Origin of the sequence: Caballeronia sp. dw_276 (genome assembly GCF_018449635.1) — a bacterium.
GTDB lineage: Bacteria > Pseudomonadota > Gammaproteobacteria > Burkholderiales > Burkholderiaceae > Caballeronia.
In genome coordinates, this window is the sequence record NZ_JAAVUV010000002.1 from 176,467 (window position 1) to 199,905 (window position 23,439).

General features: G+C 60.1%; 25 protein-coding genes and 1 riboswitch. Of the genes, 11 read left to right on the plus strand and 14 right to left on the minus strand.

Annotation, left to right across the window (positions count from 1 at the left end):
* The first annotated feature begins 62 nt into the window (after nucleotides 1-62).
* Entirely contained in the window at nucleotides 63-638 is a 576-nt protein-coding gene (locus tag HB633_RS03765) for a TetR/AcrR family transcriptional regulator (RefSeq protein ID WP_213776736.1), read from the plus strand.
* A 15-nt stretch (nucleotides 639-653) separates the two neighbouring features.
* On the opposite strand, the gene HB633_RS03770 is transcribed toward HB633_RS03765, so the two are convergent.
* Nucleotides 654-1,091 carry a carboxymuconolactone decarboxylase family protein gene (locus tag HB633_RS03770; protein WP_213776737.1) on the minus strand — a complete coding sequence of 146 codons (438 nt, stop codon included), beginning with the start codon at nucleotides 1,089-1,091 and terminating at the stop codon, nucleotides 654-656.
* A gap of 115 nt (nucleotides 1,092-1,206) precedes the next feature.
* Here HB633_RS03770 and HB633_RS03775 point away from each other — a divergent pair, with 115 nt between their 5' ends.
* A complete protein-coding gene (locus HB633_RS03775; RefSeq protein WP_213776738.1) occupies nucleotides 1,207-2,640 on the plus strand; it encodes a PLP-dependent aminotransferase family protein in 1,434 nt (477 codons plus the stop codon).
* Nucleotides 2,641-2,642: 2 nt separating this feature from the next.
* Here HB633_RS03775 and HB633_RS03780 read toward each other — a convergent pair whose 3' ends face one another.
* The 3 genes from HB633_RS03780 to HB633_RS03790 form a co-directional block, all read right to left on the minus strand.
* Nucleotides 2,643-3,248: an NAD(P)H-dependent oxidoreductase gene (locus tag HB633_RS03780; RefSeq protein WP_213776739.1), complete on the minus strand. Its 606-nt coding sequence runs from the start codon at nucleotides 3,246-3,248 to the stop codon at nucleotides 2,643-2,645.
* Nucleotides 3,248-3,718 carry a GNAT family N-acetyltransferase gene (locus HB633_RS03785; protein WP_213776740.1) on the minus strand — a complete coding sequence of 157 codons (471 nt, stop codon included), beginning with the start codon at nucleotides 3,716-3,718 and terminating at the stop codon, nucleotides 3,248-3,250. Before HB633_RS03785 ends, HB633_RS03780 begins: the two co-directional genes overlap by 1 nt.
* Nucleotides 3,719-3,818: 100 nt before the next feature.
* Nucleotides 3,819-5,156, minus strand: coding sequence for a TAXI family TRAP transporter solute-binding subunit (locus HB633_RS03790; protein ID WP_213776741.1), 1,338 nt, complete (start codon nucleotides 5,154-5,156; stop codon nucleotides 3,819-3,821).
* Between the two features lie 327 nt (nucleotides 5,157-5,483).
* Between HB633_RS03790 and HB633_RS03795 the strand changes: the two genes are divergently transcribed.
* Nucleotides 5,484-5,942, plus strand: a complete 459-nt coding sequence (locus tag HB633_RS03795) for a GNAT family N-acetyltransferase (protein WP_255580733.1) — start codon at nucleotides 5,484-5,486, stop codon at nucleotides 5,940-5,942.
* Nucleotides 5,943-5,946: 4 nt separating this feature from the next.
* On the opposite strand, the gene HB633_RS03800 is transcribed toward HB633_RS03795, so the two are convergent.
* Genes HB633_RS03800 through HB633_RS03810 form a run of 3 tightly spaced genes read right to left on the minus strand, consistent with a single transcriptional unit; the run spans nucleotide 5,947 to nucleotide 8,982 of the window.
* Nucleotides 5,947-7,002, minus strand: a complete 1,056-nt coding sequence (locus tag HB633_RS03800) for an ABC transporter substrate-binding protein (protein ID WP_213776742.1) — start codon at nucleotides 7,000-7,002, stop codon at nucleotides 5,947-5,949.
* A 49-nt stretch (nucleotides 7,003-7,051) separates the two neighbouring features.
* Nucleotides 7,052-7,900, minus strand: coding sequence for an ABC transporter ATP-binding protein (locus tag HB633_RS03805; protein ID WP_213776743.1), 849 nt, complete (start codon nucleotides 7,898-7,900; stop codon nucleotides 7,052-7,054).
* Nucleotides 7,894-8,982, minus strand: a complete 1,089-nt coding sequence (locus HB633_RS03810; protein WP_213776744.1) for an ABC transporter permease subunit — start codon at nucleotides 8,980-8,982, stop codon at nucleotides 7,894-7,896. The genes HB633_RS03805 and HB633_RS03810 overlap by 7 nt, the downstream gene beginning before the upstream one ends.
* Before the next feature lie 291 nt (nucleotides 8,983-9,273).
* Here HB633_RS03810 and HB633_RS03815 point away from each other — a divergent pair, with 291 nt between their 5' ends.
* Complete coding sequence (locus HB633_RS03815; protein WP_213776745.1) at nucleotides 9,274-10,464, plus strand: porin; 1,191 nt, start codon at nucleotides 9,274-9,276, stop codon at nucleotides 10,462-10,464.
* Between the two features lie 52 nt (nucleotides 10,465-10,516).
* Here HB633_RS03815 and HB633_RS03820 read toward each other — a convergent pair whose 3' ends face one another.
* Genes HB633_RS03820 through HB633_RS03840 form a run of 5 tightly spaced genes read right to left on the minus strand, consistent with a single transcriptional unit; the run spans nucleotide 10,517 to nucleotide 15,684 of the window.
* On the minus strand, nucleotides 10,517-11,338 hold the full coding sequence (locus tag HB633_RS03820) for a transporter substrate-binding domain-containing protein (protein WP_255580734.1): 822 nt from the start codon (nucleotides 11,336-11,338) through the stop codon (nucleotides 10,517-10,519).
* A complete protein-coding gene (locus HB633_RS03825; RefSeq protein WP_213776747.1) occupies nucleotides 11,335-12,948 on the minus strand; it encodes a rhodanese-like domain-containing protein in 1,614 nt (537 codons plus the stop codon). Before HB633_RS03825 ends, HB633_RS03820 begins: the two co-directional genes overlap by 4 nt.
* 27 nt (nucleotides 12,949-12,975) lie before the next feature.
* Nucleotides 12,976-14,163 carry a cystathionine beta-lyase gene (metC, locus tag HB633_RS03830; protein WP_213776748.1) on the minus strand — a complete coding sequence of 396 codons (1,188 nt, stop codon included), beginning with the start codon at nucleotides 14,161-14,163 and terminating at the stop codon, nucleotides 12,976-12,978.
* On the minus strand, nucleotides 14,163-14,789 hold the full coding sequence (locus HB633_RS03835) for a cysteine dioxygenase family protein (RefSeq protein WP_213776749.1): 627 nt from the start codon (nucleotides 14,787-14,789) through the stop codon (nucleotides 14,163-14,165). The genes metC and HB633_RS03835 overlap by 1 nt, the downstream gene beginning before the upstream one ends.
* Nucleotides 14,790-14,802: 13 nt before the next feature.
* On the minus strand, nucleotides 14,803-15,684 hold the full coding sequence (locus HB633_RS03840; protein ID WP_213776750.1) for an amino acid ABC transporter ATP-binding protein: 882 nt from the start codon (nucleotides 15,682-15,684) through the stop codon (nucleotides 14,803-14,805).
* A 262-nt stretch (nucleotides 15,685-15,946) separates the two neighbouring features.
* Here HB633_RS03840 and HB633_RS03845 point away from each other — a divergent pair, with 262 nt between their 5' ends.
* The 5 genes from HB633_RS03845 to HB633_RS03865 all read left to right on the plus strand — a co-directional run bounded on the left by HB633_RS03845 (nucleotide 15,947) and on the right by HB633_RS03865 (nucleotide 19,507).
* On the plus strand, nucleotides 15,947-16,783 hold the full coding sequence (locus HB633_RS03845) for a transporter substrate-binding domain-containing protein (protein ID WP_213776751.1): 837 nt from the start codon (nucleotides 15,947-15,949) through the stop codon (nucleotides 16,781-16,783).
* A 1-nt stretch (nucleotide 16,784) separates the two neighbouring features.
* Nucleotides 16,785-17,528, plus strand: a complete 744-nt coding sequence (locus HB633_RS03850; RefSeq protein WP_213776752.1) for an ABC transporter permease subunit — start codon at nucleotides 16,785-16,787, stop codon at nucleotides 17,526-17,528.
* A complete protein-coding gene (locus HB633_RS03855) occupies nucleotides 17,518-18,327 on the plus strand; it encodes an ABC transporter permease subunit (RefSeq protein ID WP_213776753.1) in 810 nt (269 codons plus the stop codon). Before HB633_RS03850 ends, HB633_RS03855 begins: the two co-directional genes overlap by 11 nt.
* A 73-nt stretch (nucleotides 18,328-18,400) precedes the next feature.
* Nucleotides 18,401-18,577: riboswitch (FMN riboswitch) on the plus strand.
* A 90-nt stretch (nucleotides 18,578-18,667) separates the two neighbouring features.
* A complete protein-coding gene (locus tag HB633_RS03860) occupies nucleotides 18,668-19,183 on the plus strand; it encodes a 6,7-dimethyl-8-ribityllumazine synthase (protein WP_213776754.1) in 516 nt (171 codons plus the stop codon).
* Between the two features lie 93 nt (nucleotides 19,184-19,276).
* A complete protein-coding gene (locus HB633_RS03865; protein ID WP_255580735.1) occupies nucleotides 19,277-19,507 on the plus strand; it encodes a YlcI/YnfO family protein in 231 nt (76 codons plus the stop codon).
* Between the two features lie 45 nt (nucleotides 19,508-19,552).
* Here HB633_RS03865 and HB633_RS03870 read toward each other — a convergent pair whose 3' ends face one another.
* Entirely contained in the window at nucleotides 19,553-20,800 is a 1,248-nt protein-coding gene (locus HB633_RS03870; RefSeq protein WP_213776755.1) for a DUF1479 domain-containing protein, read from the minus strand.
* A 105-nt stretch (nucleotides 20,801-20,905) separates the two neighbouring features.
* Between HB633_RS03870 and HB633_RS03875 the strand changes: the two genes are divergently transcribed.
* Together HB633_RS03875 and HB633_RS03880 are read left to right on the plus strand one after the other, a co-directional pair.
* Nucleotides 20,906-21,838, plus strand: a complete 933-nt coding sequence (locus tag HB633_RS03875) for an AraC family transcriptional regulator (protein ID WP_213776756.1) — start codon at nucleotides 20,906-20,908, stop codon at nucleotides 21,836-21,838.
* Nucleotides 21,839-21,919: 81 nt separating this feature from the next.
* A complete protein-coding gene (locus HB633_RS03880) occupies nucleotides 21,920-22,402 on the plus strand; it encodes a low affinity iron permease family protein (protein ID WP_213776757.1) in 483 nt (160 codons plus the stop codon).
* Nucleotides 22,403-22,406: 4 nt separating this feature from the next.
* Here the strand turns inward: HB633_RS03880 and HB633_RS03885 are convergent, their stop codons facing one another.
* Nucleotides 22,407-23,321, minus strand: coding sequence for a zinc ribbon domain-containing protein (locus tag HB633_RS03885; RefSeq protein ID WP_213776758.1), 915 nt, complete (start codon nucleotides 23,319-23,321; stop codon nucleotides 22,407-22,409).
* Nucleotides 23,322-23,439 lie beyond the last annotated feature (118 nt).

A 23,439-nucleotide genomic window follows, 5' to 3' on the forward strand; every position in this document is an offset into this window, starting at 1 on the left:
CGTTATTAATCGTTAACGCAACTTTTTAGCTTTAACGATTTATCGCGGCAGGAGTAAAGCACATGGCAGCACGAGAAGGTTTGCGGCCCGGCGGCAGAAGCGCGCGGGTGCAGGAGTCGGTCCATCAGGCGGTCAACGGCTTGCTCGCGGAAATGCCGCGCAACGAGATCACCGTGCCACAGGTCGCGGCGCGGGCGGGCGTGACGCCATCGACTATTTACCGGCGCTGGGGCGACTTGCAAACACTGCTCGCCGATGTCGCTGTGCAGCGCTTCTACCCTGATACCGGCCCCGCCGATACCGGTTCGCTGCAAAGCGACCTCGCAACGTGGGCGCAGGGATATCAGGACGAGATGTCATCGGCACCGGGCCGCGCGATGACCCGCGACGTGCTCGCAGGCATGAACGCCGACGGCAGCGGCCCCGCCTGCCAGTGCGCGGCGATCACGCGCTCGCAGGTCCGCATGATCCTCGACCGGGCGGTCGAACGCGGTGAATCGCCGCCGGAACTGCAGGACATCATGGACAGCGTGGTCGCGCCGATCATGTACCGGCTGCTTTTCGACGATGAACCCATCGACCCCGCGTTCGCCCGCACGCGCGTCGCCATGCTGCTGGAAGCGCGCGCCGAGGCTTGAAACGCTGGCAAGCGTTTATTCAGGCATCTTGCGAAACGCGATCGCGAAGCGATTCCAGCTGTTGATCGACGTGATCAGCAACGTCAGGTCGGTCAATTCCTTGTCGTCGAAATGCGGGCGGACCGCTTCCCAGACCGAGTCCGGCACATGGTTCTGCGAAACCAGTGTCAGCGCTTCGGTCCATTCCAGCGCGGCGCGTTCGCGCTCGGTGAAAAACGGCGTTTCGCGCCATGCGGAAACCGTCGCCAGGCGGCGTTCCGTCTCGCCTGCCTTGCGTGCATCGGTGACATGCATGTCGAGGCAAAACGCGCAGCCATTGATCTGCGATGCGCGCAAGCGTACGAGTTCTTTCAGGATCTGATCGAGCGGGCTCTTGTTGATCTGCTCTTCAACGCCCAGCAAGGCCTTGATGTCGGCGGGATTGGATTTGTAGAAGTCGAGACGGGAAGTCATGGAAAGCTCCTTGTTTAGTCATTGATTTGCTGGCGCCTGGTATCGGGCCACAGAAGTAGTATGCGAAAATCATGGCCTGCCTAGAAGAGCCAAGAATCATCACAATGACTAGTCCATGAAGCCCGCTTCGCCAAAACTCGACCTGGGTATCGACCGCGCGCTTTCTGTGCCGGTTTATCTACAAATTTGTCATCGATTCAAGACGGCGATTGCGCAAGGGCATCTGCACTCCGGCGATCGCGTGCCGGCCGTGCGCGGCCTCGCGATGGAACTGAACGTGGCGCGCGGAACGGTGGAGATGGCCTACCGTATCCTCGCCGATGAGGGCTACTTGCAGGTACGTGGCGCAGCCGGAACAATTGTTTCATCCGCGCTCCCGGTTTCGGTAAGCGGACCCGCCCGCGCAGGCAAACCGCCGCCGGCAACTTCTGCGGCGGCGTCGCCCCACGGCAGCGGCGCGCCGAAGCCTTATCAACTGGGCCTGCCGGCAATCGACGCATTTCCGCGCAAGGTCTGGAACCGGCTGGTCGCCCACCGGTTGCGCAGCGGCGACGCCAGCGCATTCGCCTATCCCGACCCGGCGGGCTTCTGGCCCTTGCGCGAAAGGATCGCGACCTACCTGGGTTTGTCGCGCGGTGTGGAATGCGTGCCCGAGCAGGTCTTTGTCACGACGGGTTATCGAGCGACGCTCGAACTCGTGTTGCGCAGTCTCGCCTCACCCGACGACGCCTTCTGGTTCGAAGACCCCGGCTACATCCTCGCCCGGCGCTTCCTGCTCGAAGTCAATGCGCGGCTCGTGCCCGTTCCTGTCGATGCGCATGGCATCTCGGTCGAACGCGGACTCGCGCTGAACGCGAATGCGCGTTTCGCGGTCGTCACGCCGTCGCATCAAAGTCCAATGGGCGTGACGTTGTCGCTGGAACGCCGGATGGCTTTGCTCGACTGGGCGAAAGCCAATGGAAGCTGGGTCATCGAGGACGATTACGACAGCGAATTCCGCTATGCCGGCCGCCCCCTTCCCGCGCTGAAAAGCCTGGATCAGCACGATCGCGTGATCTATAGCGGCACGTTCAGCAAGGTGATGTTTCCGGGATTGCGGCTCGCCTATGTCGTCGCGCCGCTCAGCGCGACGCAGCGTTTTCACGAGGTAAGCGCAAGCATGAACGCAGGATCGCCGTATCTTTTGCAGGCGAGCGTGACCGACTTCATGGCGGAAGGCCACTTCGCGCGGCATCTGAAGAAAATGCGTCTGCTCTATGCGCATCGGCGTGAAATCACCGCCCGTGCGCTTTCCGAAGTGTTCGGCGAGCGTCTATCGATCAACCTACCGCCGGGCGGCTTGCAGATGGCGGCGCATTTCGTCGATGGTACGGACGACGCGGCCGTCGCCGACCGTGCCAATCCGGGAGGCTTTGGCGAACAGGCACTATCGCGCTGGTATATGGCCGCGCCGCCGCAAAGCGGTCTGGTGTTGGGCTTCGCAAACATAGTCGACGAAGACCAGGCAATGCGCCGTGCACTCGAGCTCAAACGCGCGGCCGATGCGTAGATCTATGCCGAAACAGAAGCGACCGTATTGAAAGGCGCATGCGCCAATAACGCATTACGCGCCTCCAGCACTGCTTTGGATACCGCAACATCGCCGCCAACCAGGCCTTGCAACAGAACGAAATGCACGCTGCGAATGCCGATGGATTCCAGTGCGTATCGAAGATACGGTGTGAGGAAATCAGGTTGCCGCGCGCGCTCGCCAGTGTGAAAACCGCCTGAGCCGACCAGCACGAAAGTGGGACGGTCCTGCATCAGGCCGACCTTGCCGTCCGGTGTGGATGTGAACGTCCTGTTGATCCGCAAGACGTGATCTATCCAGAGTTTCAACGCGGCCGGGACCGTGAAGTTGTGCATGGGCGTGGCGATGATGAAAACGTCGGTGTCCTCGACTTCGCGAATCACACGTTCTGACCAGTCGAAGGCCTCGTCCTGCGAACTTCCCGATGTCACCGCCGCCGCATAACCCCGGCCGATGGGCGGAAGCGGATCGGCGACCAGATCCCGTTCGATGATCTGCGTATCGAGCCTCGCGATCATTTCCCGCGCAAGACAATACGCATGGCTGGCTTCGCCATGTGGGCTGCTGTTCAACAAAAGCGTGCGCATCAGAGTTTCCCTGCTGGTGATGACGGCAAAGCCGGAGATAACGACTCGACGAAATGCATGCCTTTCGCCAACAATCCCTGCCGATAATAAAAGCGCTGTGCGAGCGCCATGTGCAGACCGGTATCGAGTACGAAATTGTCGCAACCCGCTTCCCGCGCGATCCGGCGAACTTCAGCCAGCAACTCGGCGCCTACGCCCGAGCGCTGCAGACGGGAAGTCACGACGAGGTCATCGACATAGACAAACCGGCCATAGATCAAGTTTTCCACGAACCTATATCCTGCCAGGCCGATCGGTGCCTCACCATTGCAAGCCGCCAGAAGCCGATAACCCTGCGCAAACTGCCGCTTGACCTGTCTGGCGAAAGCATCGGCGGTGCTCAGGTGCGGACGCAATTCCTGCATCACGCTGAAGGCCGTTGCCAGTTCGGCCGGGCCTTCGAGGTGTTGAAACACAGTGGATTGGTTCATGAGATTCCTTCCAGAAGAGGAACCTACGATAGCTTGCCAAGCGGAACTCAAATAGAGCCAAAAACGCGCGAAAAGACTGGGACATGAATGTGCACGAGGATTAGAGCGCGTGTTCGCGCTGCGTCCCGGTCAGATGCATCCTCACAAAACCCACGTGTTCGCGCAGCACATAGAAGGCATCGGCGTAAGCCAGCGGCATTTTAAGCGTGTTGAGCGACGCCTCGATTTCATCGAGTTCTGCGAGCAACGCGAGACGCTGTTCCTCCGTTGATGTGGTCAGCGCACCGCGTTCTATCGAGATCAACGCGCCGTAGTATCGATAAATGCGCGAGCGCACACGCCAGCCATATAGCGCGGGAATCAACCGCAGCGCCGGAAACAGCAACACGGCCACCGGCAACAAAAGCACCAGGATGCGGTCCGTAATGCTCGCGACCCAGAACGGCAACACGCGATACAGAAAGCTCTTCCCAGACTTGTAATAGCGCGTCGCGTCTTCGCTGATGCGGTATTCCCGCGTTGTGGTGTTCGGGAAATCGCCGGCGCGCTGCATCAGACCCGCTGCGCCGTGCACTTCCTGCGCCGCCTCGATCAGCAGGTCCGATATGGCCGGATGCAGATTCGGCCTTGCCACTATTTCAACAGTCGGGCCAATCATGTGCAGTGTTTCGCGCGGCACTTTGCGCCGGAGATCGAGAACGCCGGGCGGCAGGTCGATTTCATCGAGGTAAGGAAAAAGGCGCGTGTAGGCGTTGGCTTCCGCAAAATCCATGACGGAGATGCCCGGTATGCCGAGGAGCCGCAGCATCAGCGAACGCGTGGTCGAGTCGCCGCTGAGCATGGCGGCATCGATATTTCCAGCCACCAGCTGTTCCGCAGCCTGCATGCCGTCAATAGGCACGAGTTGCGTATCTCCGGCGGTAACGCCGTTCGCCGCGAGCAGGTTGAGCGACAACTGGCGCGTACCGCTACCTTCGCGCCCGATCGCGATGCGCTTGCCTTCGAGTTGCGAAAGCTGCGTCATGTCCTTGCCGCGATAAAACACCACGATGGGGATATAAAAGATCCCTCCCAGCGACATCAGCGAAGCCCTCGCCGCTTCATCCGATACACCGCCTTGCACGAGCGCAATATCCACGTGTTGCTTGGGATCCATCAGCCGTTGAAGGTTCTGCACGGAACCATCGGATTCGAGCACGTTGAGCGTGATGCCGTTGCGCGCCAGGATCCTTTTGTAGGTGTTCGCGGTGTTCAAGAGCGAGCTGTCGTGCGGACCGGCGCTGATGGTGATGGTTTTGGGAGGCGCGGGATCGGCGACCCAGACAATCAGCCCGACCAGCACGACGAACACCAGGGCTATAGGCAATGACGTCAGTGACAACTCCCGCCATGCCACGTGCGAGTGTTCCTGCGGAAGACGCGGGCGATATTTTTTCATGAGAACCCGTCAGGAATGCTTCTGCTTCAGCGCGTTCGCCCAAGGTTATTTATCCGGGGGCGCTTGATAGTACTCAACTACCTGCCCGTCCGGATTGCGCGCGCGGCTGGCCACGGCGACACCGGTTCCCGCTTCGTCAATGCGGCAACGGCGCTCGCACGATTCTCCCTGAATTTGTCAATAGAATGCAATGGTGCTTTCCAGTGCAGATCGTACATGCATGGATGCCTTGTCCGGCGTACTGTCGAGCCGTTTTTAAAGCCCCGGCCGTTTTCGCGACAACAAACGGCCATCCACTACACTTTCCAGGTCTTGAAGGAAGCTCAAATGGAACACATCGTTTTCAGATCGGCGCGTCTGGCCGATATCCCCGCCATTGTTGCAATGCTCGCCGACGATCTGCTCGGCAGCCAACGTGAAAACACCGGCACGCCGCTCGACGCACGATACGTCGCTGCCTTTGAAGCCATAGACGCCGACGCCAATCAGCGCCTCGTGGTCGTCACGGACAACGACAAGGTGATCGGCACGCTGCAACTTACGTTTATTCCGGGGATTGCGCGAATGGGCGCGTGGCGAGGACAAATAGAGGCAGTACGGATAGCCGCGCACCGCCGCGATTCAGGCCTCGGGCAGAAGATGTTTGAATGGGCGATCGCGCAATGCAGGTCGCGTGGCTGCAATCTCGTGCAGCTCACGACCGACAAGACCCGTGCCGATGCCCACAGGTTCTATGACAAACTTGGTTTCGTCGCCAGCCACGAGGGTTACAAGCTGGCGCTGTAAATGCTCAAGCCAATACGTCGGAGAACACCTTGTTCGCAAAACGGGTCGAGTCCGTCCCGCTGTTCAACACGCCGACCGTCTTGAGGTCATCGGCATAGAGTGAAATCTCTTTCTTGAACGCATCGCCGACCGGATGATGATGATCCGTGTGACTCTTCAGCATAGCCGTCAGCTGCGCGACGTCCGCTTGCGGTGCATGAACCGAGAAGATCGCCGCGGCCTCTGCCGGATTGTTCGCGGTCCATTCCGTCGATTCCAGCAAGGCCTGCGTGAGCGCTTGCGCCGTTGCGCGATCCTTTCTCACCAGGCTGCCGCGCACGCCGAGCACGCAGCAAACACGTGTCTGGTATTCACCGCACAAGTTGTTCGATACCTCGTACAAATGGTCCGATTCGCGTAACGTCCAGATGGTCGGATCGCCATCCGCGATTGCGTGGACTTCGCCCTTCTTCAGTGCTTCGCCAAGCAGGTTGGCGGGATACTGACGCCAGCGAACGTCGCTATCCGGGTCGATGCCGATCTTCTTCAACGTGATCGCAAAGAAGTTCTTTGCGGGACTCGCCATGTCGCTGACGCCCACCGTCTTGCCTTTGATTCCAGGCAAATCGACAATGCCCGATGTTCTCGTAGCCAGCAACCGCATGCAGCCGCCGTGAATGCCGGCGGTGAGTTTGACGTCGAAACCCTGTTCGAGCGGCTTGATCCAGCGCAGCGCCATGCCCACGCCCGCGTCCGACTTGCCCGTGGCAATGGCTTCGAGCAACTGATCGGTCGACCCGGCAAAGTTGATGAGTTCGACGTCCAGTCCGTGCTTGACGAAGAAACCTTGTTTGATGCCGACCGGCACCGGCGCCGTGCAGATTGCGCTGGCGTTCCAGGACAGCTTGAGCGGCTTCAGTTTGGTGTCGTCGGCGCGGGCGGACAAACCGGCCAGACCGAACGACGCGCCACCTAACGCCACGGCACCCGTGGTCCAAGCCGTTTTTCGCAACCAGGTCCGGCGCGAAATGCTCTCTGGCGACAAGACGCCTTGGCCGGCATCGGGATCTGAACGGTTCATCGGTAATTCTCCACGGGTCGTTAGTTTTGGATTGTGTTGATGTAATGGATCACGCGACCAGACCAAGTAGCTCGAGCACTTCGCGGCGCAGCTCGACCAGCTTGGGATCGTCGCGATGCCGCGGGTATGGCGCGTCGTTTCGCACTTCCGCAGTGATGCGCGCTGGGCGTTCGCTGAAAACAATGACGCGGTTTGCAAGGAACAACGCTTCTTCAACGTCGTGCGTCACGAGCAGGACCGAGAAGCGCGCGTCGCGCCACAGCTTCACGAGTTCGCTTTGCATGCGCAGACGTGTAAGCGAATCGAGCTTGCCGAATGGTTCATCGAGTACGAGCAATTCGGGATCGTTCACGAGCGCGCGCGCCAATGCAACGCGTTGCGCCATGCCGCCGGAAAGTTGATGCGGATAAGCCGCGGCGAATTCGGTCAGACCGACGAGTTGCAATGCGGCATCGATACGCTGTTCGGGCGAACGAATTCCTTCGGCTACCGGACGCGCCGCCTTGCGTTTGCTCCATGGAAATTTCAAGCCGTCACGCTGCGCTTCCGGTCCCAGTCCCACGTTCGCGCGCACCGTGCGCCACGGGTACAAGGTCGGGTCCTGGAACACGACGACACGCGATGGATCCGGACCGCCGATGGTCACGCCATTTGATGAAACGGTTCCCTGCGCCGGCGAATCGAGCCCGGCCACGAGCCGGAGCAACGTCGATTTGCCGCAACCGCTCGGCCCAAGCAAGGCGACGAACTCGCCAGGCTCTACAGAAAAACTGACGTCATCGAGCACGGGCAGCGCCGCTCCGTGCAATGAGAACCGGTGGCTGACCTCGCTGACATCGATACGCGCTCCGGGCGAGGACTGCGTGGGCGAAGGCTGGCTGAGTTGCGTGCTTACCATTTCAACAATCCCTTTTGCCAGGCTAACAAACGATCACGAAAGCGGAACAGCAAGGTGATGAGACCCGAGCACATCAGCGCCATGACAAGCAACGCGGCGTACATGTTCGCGTACGCGGCCCAGCCTTGCGCCCATTGCAGATACCAGCCGAGTCCCGCTTTTACGCCCATCATCTCAGCGACGATAAGCACGGAGAACGATGCACCAAGTCCCATGAAAAGTCCGACGAACACCGACGGCAGCGCGGCCGGAATAGCCACCTTGAGAATCAGAAAACCGGGCCTTGCACCCAGCGTGCGGGCCACGTCGTAGAACGTGCTGTTCACGCCGGCGACGCCCGACCACGTCAGCACCGCGACGGGAAAGCCCGTGGCAAGCGCGATAAGAAAAACGCTTGCGCTAAAGCTCGACGGAAAGAAAAAGAACGCAAGCGGCAACCACGCGGTGGCGGGCAACGGACCGATCAATCTCAACACGGGATGCAGCCAATAGCCGACCGCCTTCGACCAGCCAATACCCACGCCCGTAACGAATCCCGCTACCGCGCCAATCACATAACCGTACGCGAGCAAGCCGAACGAATGCACGACGCTTGAGCCGAGGCGCGGGAAGTCATCGAAGAAGACTGCGATCAAAGCTTGTGGCGGCGCGAAGAACGGCCGCGGGAGCAATTCGAGTTTAGCGGTCAGCACGTCCCAGACGGTAAAGGCAATTGCGAGCGCGATAAGCCACGGCATGACCGCAAGCCAGCGTTCGGCACGGCTTCGCGGCGCCTCGGCTTGGCGCGCCGAGAGGCTTGCGTAGGCGCTCACGCCGATCAACCCAGCAACGATGGCAAGCGCCAGTTTGAGAATCAACAAGTGACGCGTATAGGGCCAGTCATCCGCATCGGGCCACCATTGCGTGAGCGCCGCGCTCGCGACCCATGCCAGTGCAGCGAGCCACGCAGGCAAGACTTCTCGCGCCGCGCGGCGGTCCGTGCCAGAAGCAGCACGCACTGTCTTTATGCGAACCGCCGCGGACGGCTTGAACGCGATGCCGGAACGATCCGAAGCCGGTTCGTAATTTGGAGTACCGGACATGATCTGCAAGACCCTCGTGTCGTTGGAAATAGCGCGAAAAACAAAAGACTAACGACGCATCGACCGCTTAACAATTATTCGTTTGCCATATGTTTATCAGGCGGCGCACTTTATGGATTGCATGAATACGCATGCAATCCGCTTTCATTTTTAAATCACCTTGGTCCAGCTTTACAAATCTCAATCGTCTGTATTACGAAGCTAAATTTCATCGTTCTGTCCGTTGACGAAGGACCCTAAGATCGGGGTCCCAAAATTGATCAACACAACCACTTGGACAAGAGGACACCGATGAAACGAGTCGTACTGGCCGGCGCAACCGGCATCATGGTTATCGCCCCTGCATTAGCGCAGGCGCAAAGCTCGGTCACGCTGTACGGGATAGTCGATGCAGGGATCACCTACACGAACAATCAGAAAGGCGCGAAGAACTTCCAGCAGACAAGCGGCAAGCTGAGCGGCAGCCGTTGGGGCCTCAAGGGCGCCGAAGATCTGGGTGGCGGACTCAGCGCGGTGTTCACGTTGGAAAACGGCTTCCGTCCCAACGACGGTACGCTCGGCCAGGGCGGTCGTGAGTTCGGGCGGCAGGCGTTCGTGGGGATCGCCAAGACCGGCATTGGTACGGTGACGCTTGGTCGTCAATATGAGCCGCTGGCAGACCTCGTCGCGCAATACGCGGGTTCGGGATTCTGGTCACCGGCCACGCACGTGGGCGACAACGACAACCTGAACCAGACCTTCCGTATCAACAACGCGATCAAATTTCGCAGCGACACCATTTCCGGCTTCACGCTCGACACGCTGTATGCGTTCAGCAACCAGGCGAACAGCGGCACGGGCCAGGGTTTCAGCAACAACCGCGCGTGGGGTGTATCGGCGAACTATGCGGCGGGTCCGTTATCGGCAGGCGGCGGTTACGTAGTGCTCAATCATCCCGATACGACCACCAACACAGCGGGCGCCGTAGGCGGTGCATCCACCACGACCGGCGATGACTACAGCGGTGCCCTCTTCTATGGCCTCAACGGTGGCGTGCTGCGTCAGCAGATCGCGGTAGCGGGCGCAAGCTACGTGCTCGGCAAGGCCACGGCCGGCTTCGCGTTCAGCCATACGCAGCTCGACTACAACGACGGCTCGTCGCGCAAGTTCAATAACTACGACGCGAACTTGCGTTACCTGGTGACCAGCGCAGTTACGGTTCTGGGCGTGTACACGTTCACCGATGGCCGCGCAAACAACCTGCCGGGAACAGGCGGCGCCTCGCTCAAGCCGCGTTGGCATCAGTTCACGCTGGGACTCGATTACGCGCTTTCGAAACGTACGGAGTTGTATCTGTCGGGCGTGTATCAGCTTGCTTCCGGCGATGCCTCGACGCGAGTGGGCAGCGGCTACAGCAAGATTGCTGCGATTGCGGACGCGGGCACGGCTTCATCCACAAACCGCCAGGTTGCTGTGTTCAGCGGTATTCGCGCGAAGTTCTAAACGTGCTCCAGTGCCCGGTCCCGCATGACCGGGCACCTTCAAATTCACTTCGTTACTTCGACGAATACTGCTGATGCCACTTCAGCAATTGCTGCGAAGGCGGCATGTGCCATTTGTTGCCTTCATCGATCAGAAAGCCCGTTTTATGCCAGTCCTTCACGCTGTTATCGAGCGCTGTCTGCGTGTCGGTTTCGCCCTTGCGCACCCAGATCACCGACGGGGACGGGATCAACTGATCGGGCATGGGCGACTCATAGTCCTTCCATTCTCCTGACGTGTTCGCGAGCCGCGCCCGGATACCCGGCGTCACGTGAACCGATGCCACGCACGTGCCACCGCGCAACGCCAGCAGCGCTTCCGGCATGCCCTTGAAACCCTTGACCTGTGCACCGTATTGCTCGATCAGCGGCCGCGTGTAATTACTGCCCTGCGATACACAGACGGGTTTGCCCCGCAGGTCGCTCCAGTTGTGAATGCCCGAGTCCTTGCGAACCATCGCCGAGCCACCGATCTCCTCGAACGGCGTTGGCACGTAGCTCAGGATTTCGTCGCGCTCCTTCGTGTACTGCATGCTTGCAATAAGCGCATCGACCTTGCCTTGCTGCAGGAATTGCACACGATTTGGCGGCGTGACTTCCACCGCCTCGAACTTCACGCCAAGACGGCGTGCGAGATCCTCCGCGAGTTCGACGTTGTAGCCAACGGGCTTGCGCGTTTGCGGATCGAGTGAACCATACGTGCCGTCGAGCACCACGCCCACCACCAGCGTGCCACGCGACTTGATGCGGTCCAGCGTGGCATCGGCATGGGCGGATATCGAGAATGCGAGCGCGCTCAGCGCAATTCCAAAAGTGGCAGAGAAGCGGATTTTCATTGGAGAACCGGTGCGTCGATATGGAAGGCGCCGAGTTCGTCCGGCGCGCATTGCGCGATCAAACCGGTTTCCCATTCGAGATATTGGCGCGCGGCATCAAGGTTGCCGTCATGGCGATCATGAACAAAGAACAGGTAGTCGATACGCTCGGCATCGGCGGGCAGATCCGGCGTGGAGGCGACGGCGAGGTCCGCGTCCTTCCATGTTTGCAGGCCGTCGCCCGCAAGGTATATCGATGTGTAACCCTGTTCGCGCAGATCGATCGCCGCGCTGTTGGCGATTGCGGGGTCATCGGCGAAGATAAGCAGGACTTCCTCGGACGACGCGTTGATTGCTTCAAGCGTGCTGCCAAGCTGCGGACGAATGGTCCAGTACGCGTTAGCTGCATGTTCACGACGATACGCCGCGCTCGAACGCAGATCGATCAGACGTGCGCGGCCCGTTGCGGCCTCGCGCAACGCGGCTGCATCGAGTTTCGGCAATGACGGCTGAGTGGAACGCGTTGGTTTTTGTGAGCGCAACCCGGATGCGGTCACGCTTGGAATCAGCGCCGTTTCATAACCGAGTTGCACGAGCCATGATGCTGTCACGGGCGCACGCACGCCATCGTGATCGATCAGCAGGACGCGCGCGCGCCGCACGCCGATAGTCTGATCCGTCGCCTGCACAAGCTGTCCGCCCGGTGCATGCGCCGTGAACGGCAAGCCGTCGTGCGCGAACTCTTCCGGCGTGCGGACATCGAGCAGAAACGTCGTGCGCTCGGGATCGGCAAGCCAGGCTTGTGCCTTGTCTGCATCGATGGTCGCGATGTTCAAGCGCGCGGCAAGCGTAGCGGCGCGCGAACGGGCGTCGGCGATGGCCGTTTCGTTCAGCACATCCGGATAGCGCCGCTCGCTTCCGTGTTCGAGCGTCAATCCCGCAAGCGCCCAGCCTTGCGTCCCGTTTTCCAGCGCGATCACCGGATTCGGCACGCCGAGATTGCGCAGCGTCTGCGCGCCGATAATGCTGCGAGTGCGCCCCGCGCAATGAATGACGATGGGCGTTTCAGCATCGGGTACCAGCGATCCGATCCTGTATGCAAGCTCGCCGTTCGGAACGGGAATCGCGCCGGGAATGGTCATCTTGCGATGTTCATCGAGCGTGCGGCCATCGAATAGTGCGGGCGTTTGTCCCCGGGCTATTTGCGCGGCAAGCTGCGACGGCGATATATGCGGCGTGCCAAAAGCGTGCTCGATCAGCTCGCCAAATGTCTTCGATGGCAGGTTGACGCCTTTGAACAGCGTATAACCCGCGGCGAGCCAGCCACGAGTGCCGTCACGCAATATCGAAACATTGTTGTAGCCGAGAGCACTCAGGCGTTTTGCAGCGTGGGCGGCAACGGATGCGGTGCCATCGTCGAGCAAGACGATCCGCGTATTCAAACGTGGAACGAGACGCGGCGCATCGATCTCGAGCCGGCTGTACGGCAGCGGGATCGCAAAGAACGGGTGCCCTTCGCCGAACTGTCCGGCTTCGCGCACGTCGAGCAGCGCGATTTCAGCGCCATCATTGAGCCACGCGCGCGTGGTGTTGGCATCGACGATAGCCACGTCGTTCCGGTTCAAGGTCATGGGATAAGGTCTGGAAAGATGGAACGTTCAGGACGCGACGTTGCGAAACGCCTGTGCGAGATCGAGGATGAGATCGTCGGCATCTTCGAGGCCAACGTGCAGGCGAATCAAGCCTTCCGTCCCAGGCCAATAGCGCTGGCCGCTCAAACGCTGCGGCGGCGCGACCAGCGCGAGACTTTCGTAGCCGCCCCACGAAGCACCTATGCCAAACAACTTCAATGCATCGATAAAAGCAGCGGCCTGCGACGCATCGGCATCACGCAACGCGAACGACAGGAGACCGTTCGCGCCGTGAAAGTCGCGCGACCACAATGCATGGCCCGGGTCGGTGGCGAGTGCGGGATGAAAGACGCGCGTCACCGCTCGCACACGTTGCAGATAAGTCGCAACGGCGTACGCGCCGCGCGCGTGTTGTGCAAGGCGTACCGGCAAGGTGCGAATGCCTCGCAAGGCGAGATAGGCATCGTCAGCGCTGACGCTCAGGCCCAGTGCATGATGCGTCTCGTGCAACCGATGTCCGAGTTCCGCATCAACCGTCGATACCGCGCCTTGCATCAAGTCGGAATGACCGCCGAGATATTTGGTGACGGCCTGGATGGAGATGTCGGCGCCCAACGCGAGCGGCTGATAAAGCAAACCCGCGCCCCATGTGTTGTCTGCGGCGAGCAGCACGCCATGTTCATGGGCCAAGTCAGCGAGCGCGGGAAGATCGAGGATCTCGTAGAGAAACGAACTCGGCGACTCCGCATAGATCAGCTTCGTGTTCGGCTGAATATGTTTGCGCGGCAGACCATCGGCGGCGCTGAAATAGCTGAACGTGACGCCCAGCCGTGTGAGCAACGGCTCCACGCGTTCGCGCACGGGACCGTACACACCGTCGTGGACCAGCACATGGTCGCCCGGCGACAACAAGCCAACGAACACCAGTGATATCGCCGACAAACCGGACGGCGCAAGCAGCACATCGCGCGCGCCTTCGAGCTCACCAATCGCCGCTTCCAGCGCACGATGGGTCTGCCTGCCATCACGCCCGTACGTGCTGACGTGTTCGCCCGCTTCGCGACGCTTTTGAAGCGATGCACGGCTCGACGTATTCTCGAAGCGAACCGTACTCGTGCGCTCCACCGGCACGTTGACCGGTGCCGATCCATCGGAAAACGCAGGCGCGCCTGCATGCATCAGCCGGGTCGTCTTGTGCAGCACGGGCGGACTCATCAGCCGACCGCCTGCGTACCACGCTGCATATGCGTTGTGTTGTAACGCACTACGCGTCCGGTATCGAGTTCGTAACCAAGGCGGCCCGTCAGCGTTTCGAGCGGCCGCCCATAAAGATGAAAATGCAATGTCGGCGCATCGCCTGTTACGTGAATGCTATGGATATCTTCAGGAAGGAAAGCGATAGGCGTACCTGGCCGAACCACCACTTCACGCTCCAATTCCAGCGATGCCTGCTCGGGGTCCGAGCGGTCATCCGTACGCTGATAAACGCGGTTCAGTTCCTCGCCTTTTAGCGCCGCGATCACCGCCCATGTATCGTGGTTATGCGGAACGGTCGTCTTGCCCGGCAGCAGGGAGTTCAGGTAGAGCGCCACGCCGTCGTCGCCAGGGTTGAGCCTGTAGCGTGTCGACGTATCGCCGCTGCCCGGTTGCGGCGGCGGGAAATCATCGGCGGAAAACAGCGCGGCATCCTGCGACGCAAGTGCGAGCAGACGCTCGCTGATCGCGTCGAGCGCCACGCGGGTCACGCCTTCAGTTGCAAGAATGCCGCGTACGTCGTCGAGCAATGCGGTTACGGCGGTCTGGCGTTCGCTGATATGGTCCGGTGCAGAGAGTGTTGTCATGATGTGGTTTCGATCAAATAGTGGCGAGGGCGAGTGCTGCGTTGCTGCGCGCACGTTTGCGCAAGGCGCGCCGGTCTTCACCACGCGCGCGTTGCAGGAAAAGCCTCGTGCGGTCGTTTTCTGGCGCGCCGAAGATTTGCGAAGGCGCACCATGCTCCACAATGACGCCGCCTTCGGTGAAGAACACTTCGTCGCTGACGTCTTCCGCAAAGCGCATTTCGTGCGTGACGAGCACGCACGTCTGACCATCGTCGACAAGCTCGCCGATCACGTTGAGCACCTCTCCCACGGTTTCAGGATCGAGTGCGGACGTGACTTCATCGAAGAGAATCAGGTCGGGACGCATGGCGAGCGTGCGCGCAATCGCAACACGCTGCTGTTGTCCGCCGGATAGCTCTCCCGGGTAGGCGTTGGCTTTATCGGCGAGACGGACCTTCTTGAGCAGCGCGTGCGCGTCGTGTTCCGCTTCTGCGCGGCTGCGGCCGAGCACGCTCACGGGCGCAATGGTCAGGTTCGCGAACACGCTCAGATGCGGAAACAGGTTGTACTGCTGGAACACAAAGCCGATGCGCTTGCGCAGCGCGATCTTCTGAGCGTCGGTGTGCTGTGCGCGGACGTCGACTCCATCCACGCGAATCTCCCCGCGATGCGGCGTGATCAGTCCGTTGATGCAACGCAGGATGGTCGATTTTCCCGACCCGGAAGGCCCGATGATCGACACCGCTTCGCCGCGCCGCACCGAAAGGTCGATGCCGTTGAGCACGGACGCCGCGCCGTAAGAGAGGTGCACGTCGCTCAGGGAAACCAATACCGGGTCGGTGCTTCTCTCCACGTCCGGGCTTTCCGGCGGCGGCGTATGTTCAAGCGGATCAATCGCGAGCGCAAGGCGATTCATGCGGCCTCCTCAGGCGTTGTGTCGTTCGTGTGCATGGCGCGGGTTTTCAGCAGCGCACAAAAACATGCAGGAACGGAGATTCTAAGAAGTGCCTTCCTTTTCCATAACCAAGCATTCGTAGAATCGATAGCACCCCGCTTGCTATAGCTGCGCCACCCGATTCCACGCGACGTATCATTTGCTTAGCAGATTCGCTTCCTTGGCGGCATGCGAACGCTTGTCTATTCTCTAAGGCTCCCGATTTCCCGCGTGGCCGCCTTTTATGACACTGACGAACATCCGCTGCCTGACGACCGTTGCCGCGATTGCCTGGGGGTTGGCCGCGCCCGTCTCCGCGCATGCCGATGCAACCCTCGACAAGATCAACTCCCGTCACGAAATCGCGGTCGGCGTGCTTATTGGCGGCAGTCCGTTCGGTTCCCTCGATCCCGCGACGCAACAGCCGCGCGGCTTCAACGTGGATCTTGCAAACGAACTCGGTAAAAGGCTCGGCGCGAAGGTGCAACTCGTGTCCGTATTGCCTTCCACACGCGTGCAGTTCCTGCAGCAAGGCAAGGTCGACATCCTGATCGCCAATATGGAATACAACGCGCAGCGGGGAGAGATTCTCGATCACGTCGCGACGCCGTACTACCGCGTCGGCGGCACTGCGATAACCCTTAAAACAAGCGGTATTTCGCGTTGGGAAGACCTGCGCGGCAAACCAGTCTGCATATCGCAAGGCAGCAGTTATATCCGTCCCATCGTCGAGCGTTACGGTGCAATCCCGCGCGCCTTCCCGGGTTCATCGCAGTCCCTGCTTGCCCTGCGCGGTGGAAGTTGTGTCGCAGCCGTACATGATGCTGCGCCGCTGCTTTATCCGTTATTGCAGAGTGACCCGGAGTGGAAGGACTACAAGACGCTGCAGCCGGAGATCGAACCGGCGCCGTCGGTGATCTGGGTACGTCAGGGCGAACGCGATACCGCCGCGAAGCTCGATGGCTTTGTGCGCGATCTGCATCGTGATGGCTGGTTTATCGCTACCGAGGCGAAGAATGGTCTTGTGCCGCCCTCGCCCGCGCTGGCCGAGTGGCATAAACAATTGCCTGCCGCGCAATAACATGGATTCGATCCTGCACGCCTTCATCACGGCGACCTCGCGTATCGGGCTCGACTACCGGTTCCTGCTCGACGATTACGAACGCGTGCCGTTCGTGCATGGCCTTGGCGTGAGCCTGCAGATCATCGCGTGCACGATCGTAGGCAGCGCCATTGCGGGCCTTGCCCTCGCGTTCGCGCTGCGTGGACGCAACCCGGTGTTCGCGGGACTTGCGCGCGGTTTTATCGAGGTGACGCGCAACACGCCTACGCTCGTTCAGCTTTACTGCGCATTCCTCGTGCTCAACATGCTGATCACGCAATGGCTGCAGGTTCGTCACATCGATAACCCGTTCAAGCCGTTCTTCTGGGTCGTGCTCGTGTTGTCGCTGCACAAGGCGGCGTTTCACGCCGAAGCACTACGTGCCGGCTTCGATGCATTGCCATCGCAAACGCTTGAGGGCGCGGCCTCGCTGGGATTCACCCGTGCCGCGCGATTCTGGCGCATCGAGTTGCCGCTCGCTTTGCGCGCAGCACTGCCTGCGCTGGTCAACAACATGGTCGAGCTCGTGAAGGCGTCGGCGTTGGCATCCGCGATCGCCGTTGGCGACATCACGTACCAGTCCATCATGATCTGGACGCAGCGCGACAACGTGCTCGCGCTGATGCTGCTGATCCTCGCGTTCTTCGGCCTCGTGACGTGGATGGTCACGCTCGCGGGACGCTGGCTCGAGCAACGCTACAAGGTGCCCGGATATGGCTACTGATACGCAGGCCCCATTCGTTACCAACCGAAGATTCGATATCACCCGCGTGCCGCCGGGCTTATATGGCGTGCTCGGTGTGCTTGTTGTGGGCGCGCTCCTGTGGTCGCTCGCGCCCGAGAGCGGATCGCGCGGCGAGACACTCGCACGCCTTGTCGAATGGGCGCCGGCGTTGGCGCACGGTTTCGCGATGAACGTGCTGATCAGCGTTGGCGCAATTCTTATCGGCACGATAATCGGGCTCATTGCGGGCGCTGCCGCGATGTCGAAATCATTCATCGGCCGGACGGCGCGCATCTGGATCACCGCGTTTCGCAACGCGCCGTGGCTGGTGCTCGTCTACTTTACAACGTACGTGTTCCCGTTCGAGCTTCATGTGTTTGGCGCCACCGTGCCGTTCCCCGATTGGCTGAAGGTCACGCTGGGACTCGCGCTGCCGGCAAGCGCGAACATAGCGGAAGTCTTTCGCGGCGCCGTTGCTTCGATACCGTCGGCGCAATGGGAGGCAGCTGCATCCATGGCGTTCTCGCGCCCGCAGATCCTGCTGCAGATAGTTGCACCGCAGTGCGTGCGCCGCATGTTGCCGCCGTGGATGAACGTGTACGCGATCATCACCATGGGCACCGCTTTGTCGTCGCTCGTCGGCATTCACGACTTGCTCGATACCGCGCAGATCGCCAGCAGCACTGTTGCGCGCAGCAGTTTTACCGTGCTCACCTATGTCGCGACGCTCGTGATTTTCTTCGCTTACTGCTATCCGATCTCATGGCTCACGCGCTGGTTCGAAAAGCGCTTGCGATAGATATCCTTATCCGCAATGCGGGGTCTGTGCACTGCAACAGTATTCGTGCTAATTTACGTTCCGTTCGATAAGAACGAGTTCTCGGGGCGGGGTGAGATTCCCCACCGGCGGTAATCGCGCAGTTGACAGGCGCGTAGCCCGCGAGCGCTTTGTGATTCAGGTCTGGTTTTGGCCACTTGAAACGCAAAGGTCAGCAGACCCGGTTTGATTCCGGGGCCGACGGTCATAGTCCGGATGAAAGAGAACGGGATGGCATGTGCGAGTGGGCGCGGGATATTCCTGTGTTCATTGGCTCGTGCCGTCCTTCGCCCTGTTCACACAAACAGGCAGGATTTGGATCATGACATTCTCCACTACGCTCGAAAATACGCCGGCCGCTCTTGCCACCGGTAAACCACGTCCGCGCATTGCGTTCATACAGGCCTGCTGGCATCGCGACATTGTCGACCAGTGCAAGGCATCGTTCCTCGATGCAATCCAGGCTCAAGGTTTCGCACGCGATGACATCGATCTCTATGAAGTCGCCGGCGCCTTTGAGATCCCGCTGCACGCGAAACTGCTCGCCCAGCGTGGTGAATACGCGGCGATTGTCGCGGCAGGGCTGGTTGTGGATGGCGGGATTTACCGTCACGAGTTCGTGGCGCAAGCGGTCATCAACGGGTTGATGCAAGTGCAACTCGAAACCGGGACGCCGGTTTTGTCCGCGGTGCTGACGCCGCATCATTTTCATTCCGGCGAAGAACATATCAAGTTCTTCCGCGAGCATTTTGTGGTCAAGGGTGTTGAAGCAGCGACCGCTTGCGCCGATACGATTCGTAAGGTCGCAACGCTTGGCAGCAGGACGGGCGTGAGGTAGGGACGGCACGCAAGCGGTATGCGGCCTGAATCGCTTGCGTTTTGATTTGCGATGCTCCACGGTGTTTCGCTCTCGGAATAAGTGGAGCGAGTGATGAATGCCAAATCGTTTGTTTCGGTTCAAGTCGACCCGGAAGTGCACGATTTAATTGACACGGTTTTGCTTGACGGCGAAAGTGTGTCCCGCTTTGTCGAACAGGCAATCCTCAAAAAAGTCGTGGATCGTCGACGTCAAAGCGGCTTCGTCGCGCGGGCATCGCGTCACGCGATGAAGCCAGACGCAACGCCAATTACATTTCGGCTGACGAGATGCTTGCTAGGTTGAGCAGGAGGCTCGACACCGCAAAGGCGCAGCGCGAGGCCAATTGAATCAACCAGCCAACCCAATCTGCGCTTTCCCCACCGGCGTCAAATCCGCCTCCGTCGCCCTCCCGGCAAAATCCACTTCGAAGTTATCCGCCGGAAAATCCGGAGGGCTCTTGCCTTCAATAAAACACGGCAGTTGCCGCGCAAGGTAAGCGTTATTTTTCGCGCAAGCCGGCACCGACGATATATACATTACATTGCTATACCCCTTGCCGCGATGCGCGTCCTCAACCGCATGAATGACATCGCTGTGCCAGAACACCGTATCGCCCGCCTGCATTTGCGGGATGGATGACAGCGCTTCATAAAGCGGCCCATGCCATTCCGGTTTGATCGATAAAGCGCGCCCTGGCATCGCGCCACAAAGATCGTCATCAGGCACGTCGTCCTGAAGCGCGCGCAGCAGCACATACGCCATTGCGTTCGCAATCGGGACCAGTTGCAACGTGCCATCTCCGGGACCTTGTGGCGTGAGCGCGGTCCAACCCTGGAAGGTGCGGAACATCGAGCACACAGCGGGTGAAGCGATCTCGCGAACATCGGGACGATAAGCGGCATCGAACGGATCGTATTGTTTCCATTCGCCGCTAAACACATGCCGATACACCTTCCGGAAATTCTCCTCAAGCCAGCGTTCGACCGAACCGCCATCGCAATGCGCCGATAAACCCAGGGACTCCGATCCCGGCGGACGCCGGCGCAAGCGGTCCGCATAGACGGGTACGTGCTCCGGATCGAAATGCTTTCGCCCCTCGCTCTCGGCTTTCCATAACCGGTTAAGAAACACACGCGTCGCGGTCAGCTCCGGCGCCTGACGCGCGGCAATTTGCGGCCTGGACCAATAGATGCCGTAAATCTGCGGCTTGCTCGAGGCCAGGTCGCCAAAATACTTGTCCTCCGCGCGATTCAGCAGGCGCTTGTCGAGATCGTTCGTCTCGACATACTTGGCAATGTCTTGGTCCCATTGCGTTGCCTGTTCGCGACTGAAAACGCCGCGCACAACACACGCACCACGAGCCTTGATCAAGGCGATCGTTTCGTCGCTGACGCTCGTTGCCGCGATGTCCGTATAGGACAGTTCGGGTATGACAGACTCGCCGCGAGTTCGCTGTTGCGCGATGACATCGGCTTGGCGCCGGATATCCGCCTCGACTTCCAGGAACACTTCACGATAAGTTGGCAGCGCTTTTCGCAGCGCGAGTTTGGTCTCGCGAATGGCTTTAGGCAGGTCGTCGATATGCAGGGGCTGCATGCTTGTCTCCGTGTGTTGATATGTCCGCAGCTTATGCTTCAGCGCGCTTTCGAAGTGATACGATCGGGACAACAATTTTGCTATTCCGGCCATCGAAGCAAAGCCATGAAACCCATGTATGAACGTGTCGCCATCGGCGACGGATGCTCCGTGCGGGTTTACCACCGCAAGCTGCCGAGGATTCCGTTCGAATGGCATCATCATCCCGAATACGAGTTGACGCTGACCATGAACAGTCACGGCAAGCGTTATATCGGAGACTCCATCAGCGAGTATGGCGCGGACGACCTCGTGCTCGTGCCACCCGATTTGCCGCATACGTGGGCGTCCAATCGTTCGCTCGATAACACCATGCCGCAAGTTGCCATCGTCATATGGTTCAGCGGCGACTGGGCAAGACGCCTGGGTGATTGCTGTCCGGAATACGAAGGGCTGCATCGGTTGCTGCGGCGTGCCGGATGCGGACTGGCATTCTCAGCGGATGCCGGCGCGGCGCTTCGAGAACAGCAAGCGGGATTGTTGTCGGAGTCGCCGAGGGAGCGGCTTGCAACTGCGCTGGAAGCACTCTGCATGCTCGCCGATGCCGATGCGCAACCCGTTGCATCGGCCAGCGCATTCAACAGCAGCGTGGGAGGACCTTCGGGACATGAGCCTGAGCGGATCAATCGTGTGCTTGCCGTAATCGATGCCCGCTTTGCCGAGCCTCTGACGCTGGCCGAGCTTGGCGCTGCGGCGCATCTTTCGGAGCGCTCGCTCAATCGATATTTCGTTCAGCACCTTGGGGAAAGTGTCGGCAAATATCTGAACCGCATTCGCATTGGACATGCATGCCGGATGCTTGCCGACACATCGTGGCCAGTGTCCGTCATAGGCATGCGTTCGGGCTTCCCAAACGTGGCGAACTTCAATCGCCAGTTTCGCGCGCTCAAGGACACAACGCCGGCCGCTTATCGAAAAGAGTTTGCGGGGAAAGCGCGCGAACTGGATGACGCAAGCGCAGCGCTCAGCAAGCGATCACCTTCGCTGGCAGGCTCGTGAGCTCTGTCCAGCGATCGTCGACCTCGGAACGCTTATTGCTGACTTTGCGTCGGAGCAGTATCGAAACATAAGGAGAAAGCGATGCGTAAGGAAACGCTCCCCTCGTCGACGGACACGCTCGACACCGTACCCGACACATCGAGTCCCGCTTATGCGGCGCGGCACCCGGTCACCCGCGCCTTCGACACGTTTGCAAGTGCGGTCACACGGTGGGCTGGTTCGCCTGTGGCGTTTGGCATGGCTGTGATCAGCATTGTTGTATGGGCCGTGACCGGGCCCGTCTTTCACTATTCAGAGGACTGGCAGCTCGTCATCAATACCGGGACGACCATCGTGACGTTCGTGATGGTTTTCCTTATCCAGCAAAGCCAGAACAAGGACAGCGTGGCCCTTCATCTGAAGCTCAATGAATTGCTCGCCTCTCACCGATCAGCTGACAATCATCTGATCGGGATCGAGGATGCGTCGGAAGAAGAACTCAGGCGCCTCGCTGCCGCTTACCTCAAAATGACGTCTGAAAAAGATGGCGCGCCAGCGGCGAATACCTCTTCGAGAACGGCATGAAAATTCAACGCATGCCGCCGCGATCGCGCCAGCGCTCGGGTTTCGCAGCACCGCCCGATCCGTTTTGATCAGACGATGCTTTCTGCTGACCGTTTGAAATGAGAGGGGCGCCGCTCGCAGTTTGCACAGCATGTGAATCACTCGACTGTGGTGCGAGAGATTCAGCCCGGACCTGCTTGACTTGCGCCTCTCGCACCAGCACGCGTGGCTTCTGAGCAGCAGGTGCTCGCGCCATATTCGTCTTCGCCGTCACCACTTTCTGCGGCCGCGCTTTCGCATTGGCTACACCCGGCGCTGTTTTCGACGATCGCGTCGCGTGCTCATGTACGCGCGATTTGCTTGCAGGTTTGTGAGGAGTCGCGGCCATGACGGTGGCCGTGCGCCGCGAATCGACAACTTTCGCGACCGGCGTGCTCGCGCGCGCAACGGGCGCGACCGGCTTGTCCTGACTCTCGCTGGTCTTGACTTCCTCCCGCAATGCAAGCGCTTCCGGGTTGTCCCGATGCAAAGCGAGAATGGCCGCAAGCAGCACCTTCGCCGACTCGATATCGTGGCGCTGGATGCTTTCACGCACCGCATCGAGCGCGGCGGCGACGCTTGCATCACGCCTGCTGTCCGACGGAGCTTCGCGCATGCGGTTTCGGTCGACCTCGAGTGTGCGTGCGGTATCCGTGGCGGTGGTATCGGGGGGAGCGCTGCGCATCGAGCCTGGCATCAATGTGTAGGCTGCAAGGCCCACCACGAGCACAAACGCGGCCGCAATCAGACCCTTGGTCTTTCCGGACATTGTCGAGTACGCGGACGTACGGACCGCCGTGGGCGATGCAATGGCCCCGCAAGACGGACAGATCTCCGCGTCCGGATCGACCGGGTCGCCGCAACGGCGGCACATTGGGTTGACACTCAAGCTTGCATTCATTGCGCATTCCCGAACAGTGTTCAGAGAGGCTACGTGCAGAACGATCGCGCGGACGCGATGAAGTATCGCTGCCATCGGCCAATGTTTGGCGGATCTGGCAGGGCTCAATGACAAACGG

Excerpts from the sequence above, each read along its gene's own strand:
- HB633_RS03765 (WP_213776736.1), top strand. The coding sequence starts at position 63 with ATGGCAGCACGAGAAGGTTTGCGGCCCGGCGGCAGAAGCGCGCGGGTG.
- HB633_RS03785 (WP_213776740.1), bottom strand. The coding sequence starts at position 3,718 with ATGAACCAATCCACTGTGTTTCAACACCTCGAAGGCCCGGCCGAACTG.
- HB633_RS03835 (WP_213776749.1), bottom strand. The coding sequence starts at position 14,789 with ATGACAACACTCTCTGCACCGGACCATATCAGCGAACGCCAGACCGCC.
- HB633_RS03810 (WP_213776744.1), bottom strand. The coding sequence starts at position 8,982 with ATGTCCGGTACTCCAAATTACGAACCGGCTTCGGATCGTTCCGGCATC.
- HB633_RS03790 (WP_213776741.1), bottom strand. The coding sequence starts at position 5,156 with ATGAAAAAATATCGCCCGCGTCTTCCGCAGGAACACTCGCACGTGGCA.
- HB633_RS03860 (WP_213776754.1), top strand. The coding sequence starts at position 18,668 with ATGACATTCTCCACTACGCTCGAAAATACGCCGGCCGCTCTTGCCACC.
- HB633_RS03875 (WP_213776756.1), top strand. The coding sequence starts at position 20,906 with ATGAAACCCATGTATGAACGTGTCGCCATCGGCGACGGATGCTCCGTG.
- HB633_RS03800 (WP_213776742.1), bottom strand. The coding sequence starts at position 7,002 with ATGAACCGTTCAGATCCCGATGCCGGCCAAGGCGTCTTGTCGCCAGAG.
- HB633_RS03805 (WP_213776743.1), bottom strand. The coding sequence starts at position 7,900 with ATGGTAAGCACGCAACTCAGCCAGCCTTCGCCCACGCAGTCCTCGCCC.
- metC (WP_213776748.1), bottom strand. The coding sequence starts at position 14,163 with ATGAGTCCGCCCGTGCTGCACAAGACGACCCGGCTGATGCATGCAGGC.
- HB633_RS03795 (WP_255580733.1), top strand. The coding sequence starts at position 5,484 with ATGGAACACATCGTTTTCAGATCGGCGCGTCTGGCCGATATCCCCGCC.
- HB633_RS03850 (WP_213776752.1), top strand. The coding sequence starts at position 16,785 with ATGGATTCGATCCTGCACGCCTTCATCACGGCGACCTCGCGTATCGGG.
- HB633_RS03870 (WP_213776755.1), bottom strand. The coding sequence starts at position 20,800 with ATGCAGCCCCTGCATATCGACGACCTGCCTAAAGCCATTCGCGAGACC.
- HB633_RS03820 (WP_255580734.1), bottom strand. The coding sequence starts at position 11,338 with ATGAAAATCCGCTTCTCTGCCACTTTTGGAATTGCGCTGAGCGCGCTC.
- HB633_RS03845 (WP_213776751.1), top strand. The coding sequence starts at position 15,947 with ATGACACTGACGAACATCCGCTGCCTGACGACCGTTGCCGCGATTGCC.
- HB633_RS03770 (WP_213776737.1), bottom strand. The coding sequence starts at position 1,091 with ATGACTTCCCGTCTCGACTTCTACAAATCCAATCCCGCCGACATCAAG.
- HB633_RS03855 (WP_213776753.1), top strand. The coding sequence starts at position 17,518 with ATGGCTACTGATACGCAGGCCCCATTCGTTACCAACCGAAGATTCGAT.
- HB633_RS03865 (WP_255580735.1), top strand. The coding sequence starts at position 19,277 with ATGAATGCCAAATCGTTTGTTTCGGTTCAAGTCGACCCGGAAGTGCAC.
- HB633_RS03815 (WP_213776745.1), top strand. The coding sequence starts at position 9,274 with ATGAAACGAGTCGTACTGGCCGGCGCAACCGGCATCATGGTTATCGCC.
- HB633_RS03780 (WP_213776739.1), bottom strand. The coding sequence starts at position 3,248 with ATGCGCACGCTTTTGTTGAACAGCAGCCCACATGGCGAAGCCAGCCAT.
- HB633_RS03880 (WP_213776757.1), top strand. The coding sequence starts at position 21,920 with ATGCGTAAGGAAACGCTCCCCTCGTCGACGGACACGCTCGACACCGTA.
- HB633_RS03885 (WP_213776758.1), bottom strand. The coding sequence starts at position 23,321 with ATGAATGCAAGCTTGAGTGTCAACCCAATGTGCCGCCGTTGCGGCGAC.
- HB633_RS03825 (WP_213776747.1), bottom strand. The coding sequence starts at position 12,948 with ATGACCTTGAACCGGAACGACGTGGCTATCGTCGATGCCAACACCACG.
- HB633_RS03840 (WP_213776750.1), bottom strand. The coding sequence starts at position 15,684 with ATGAATCGCCTTGCGCTCGCGATTGATCCGCTTGAACATACGCCGCCG.
- HB633_RS03775 (WP_213776738.1), top strand. The coding sequence starts at position 1,207 with ATGAAGCCCGCTTCGCCAAAACTCGACCTGGGTATCGACCGCGCGCTT.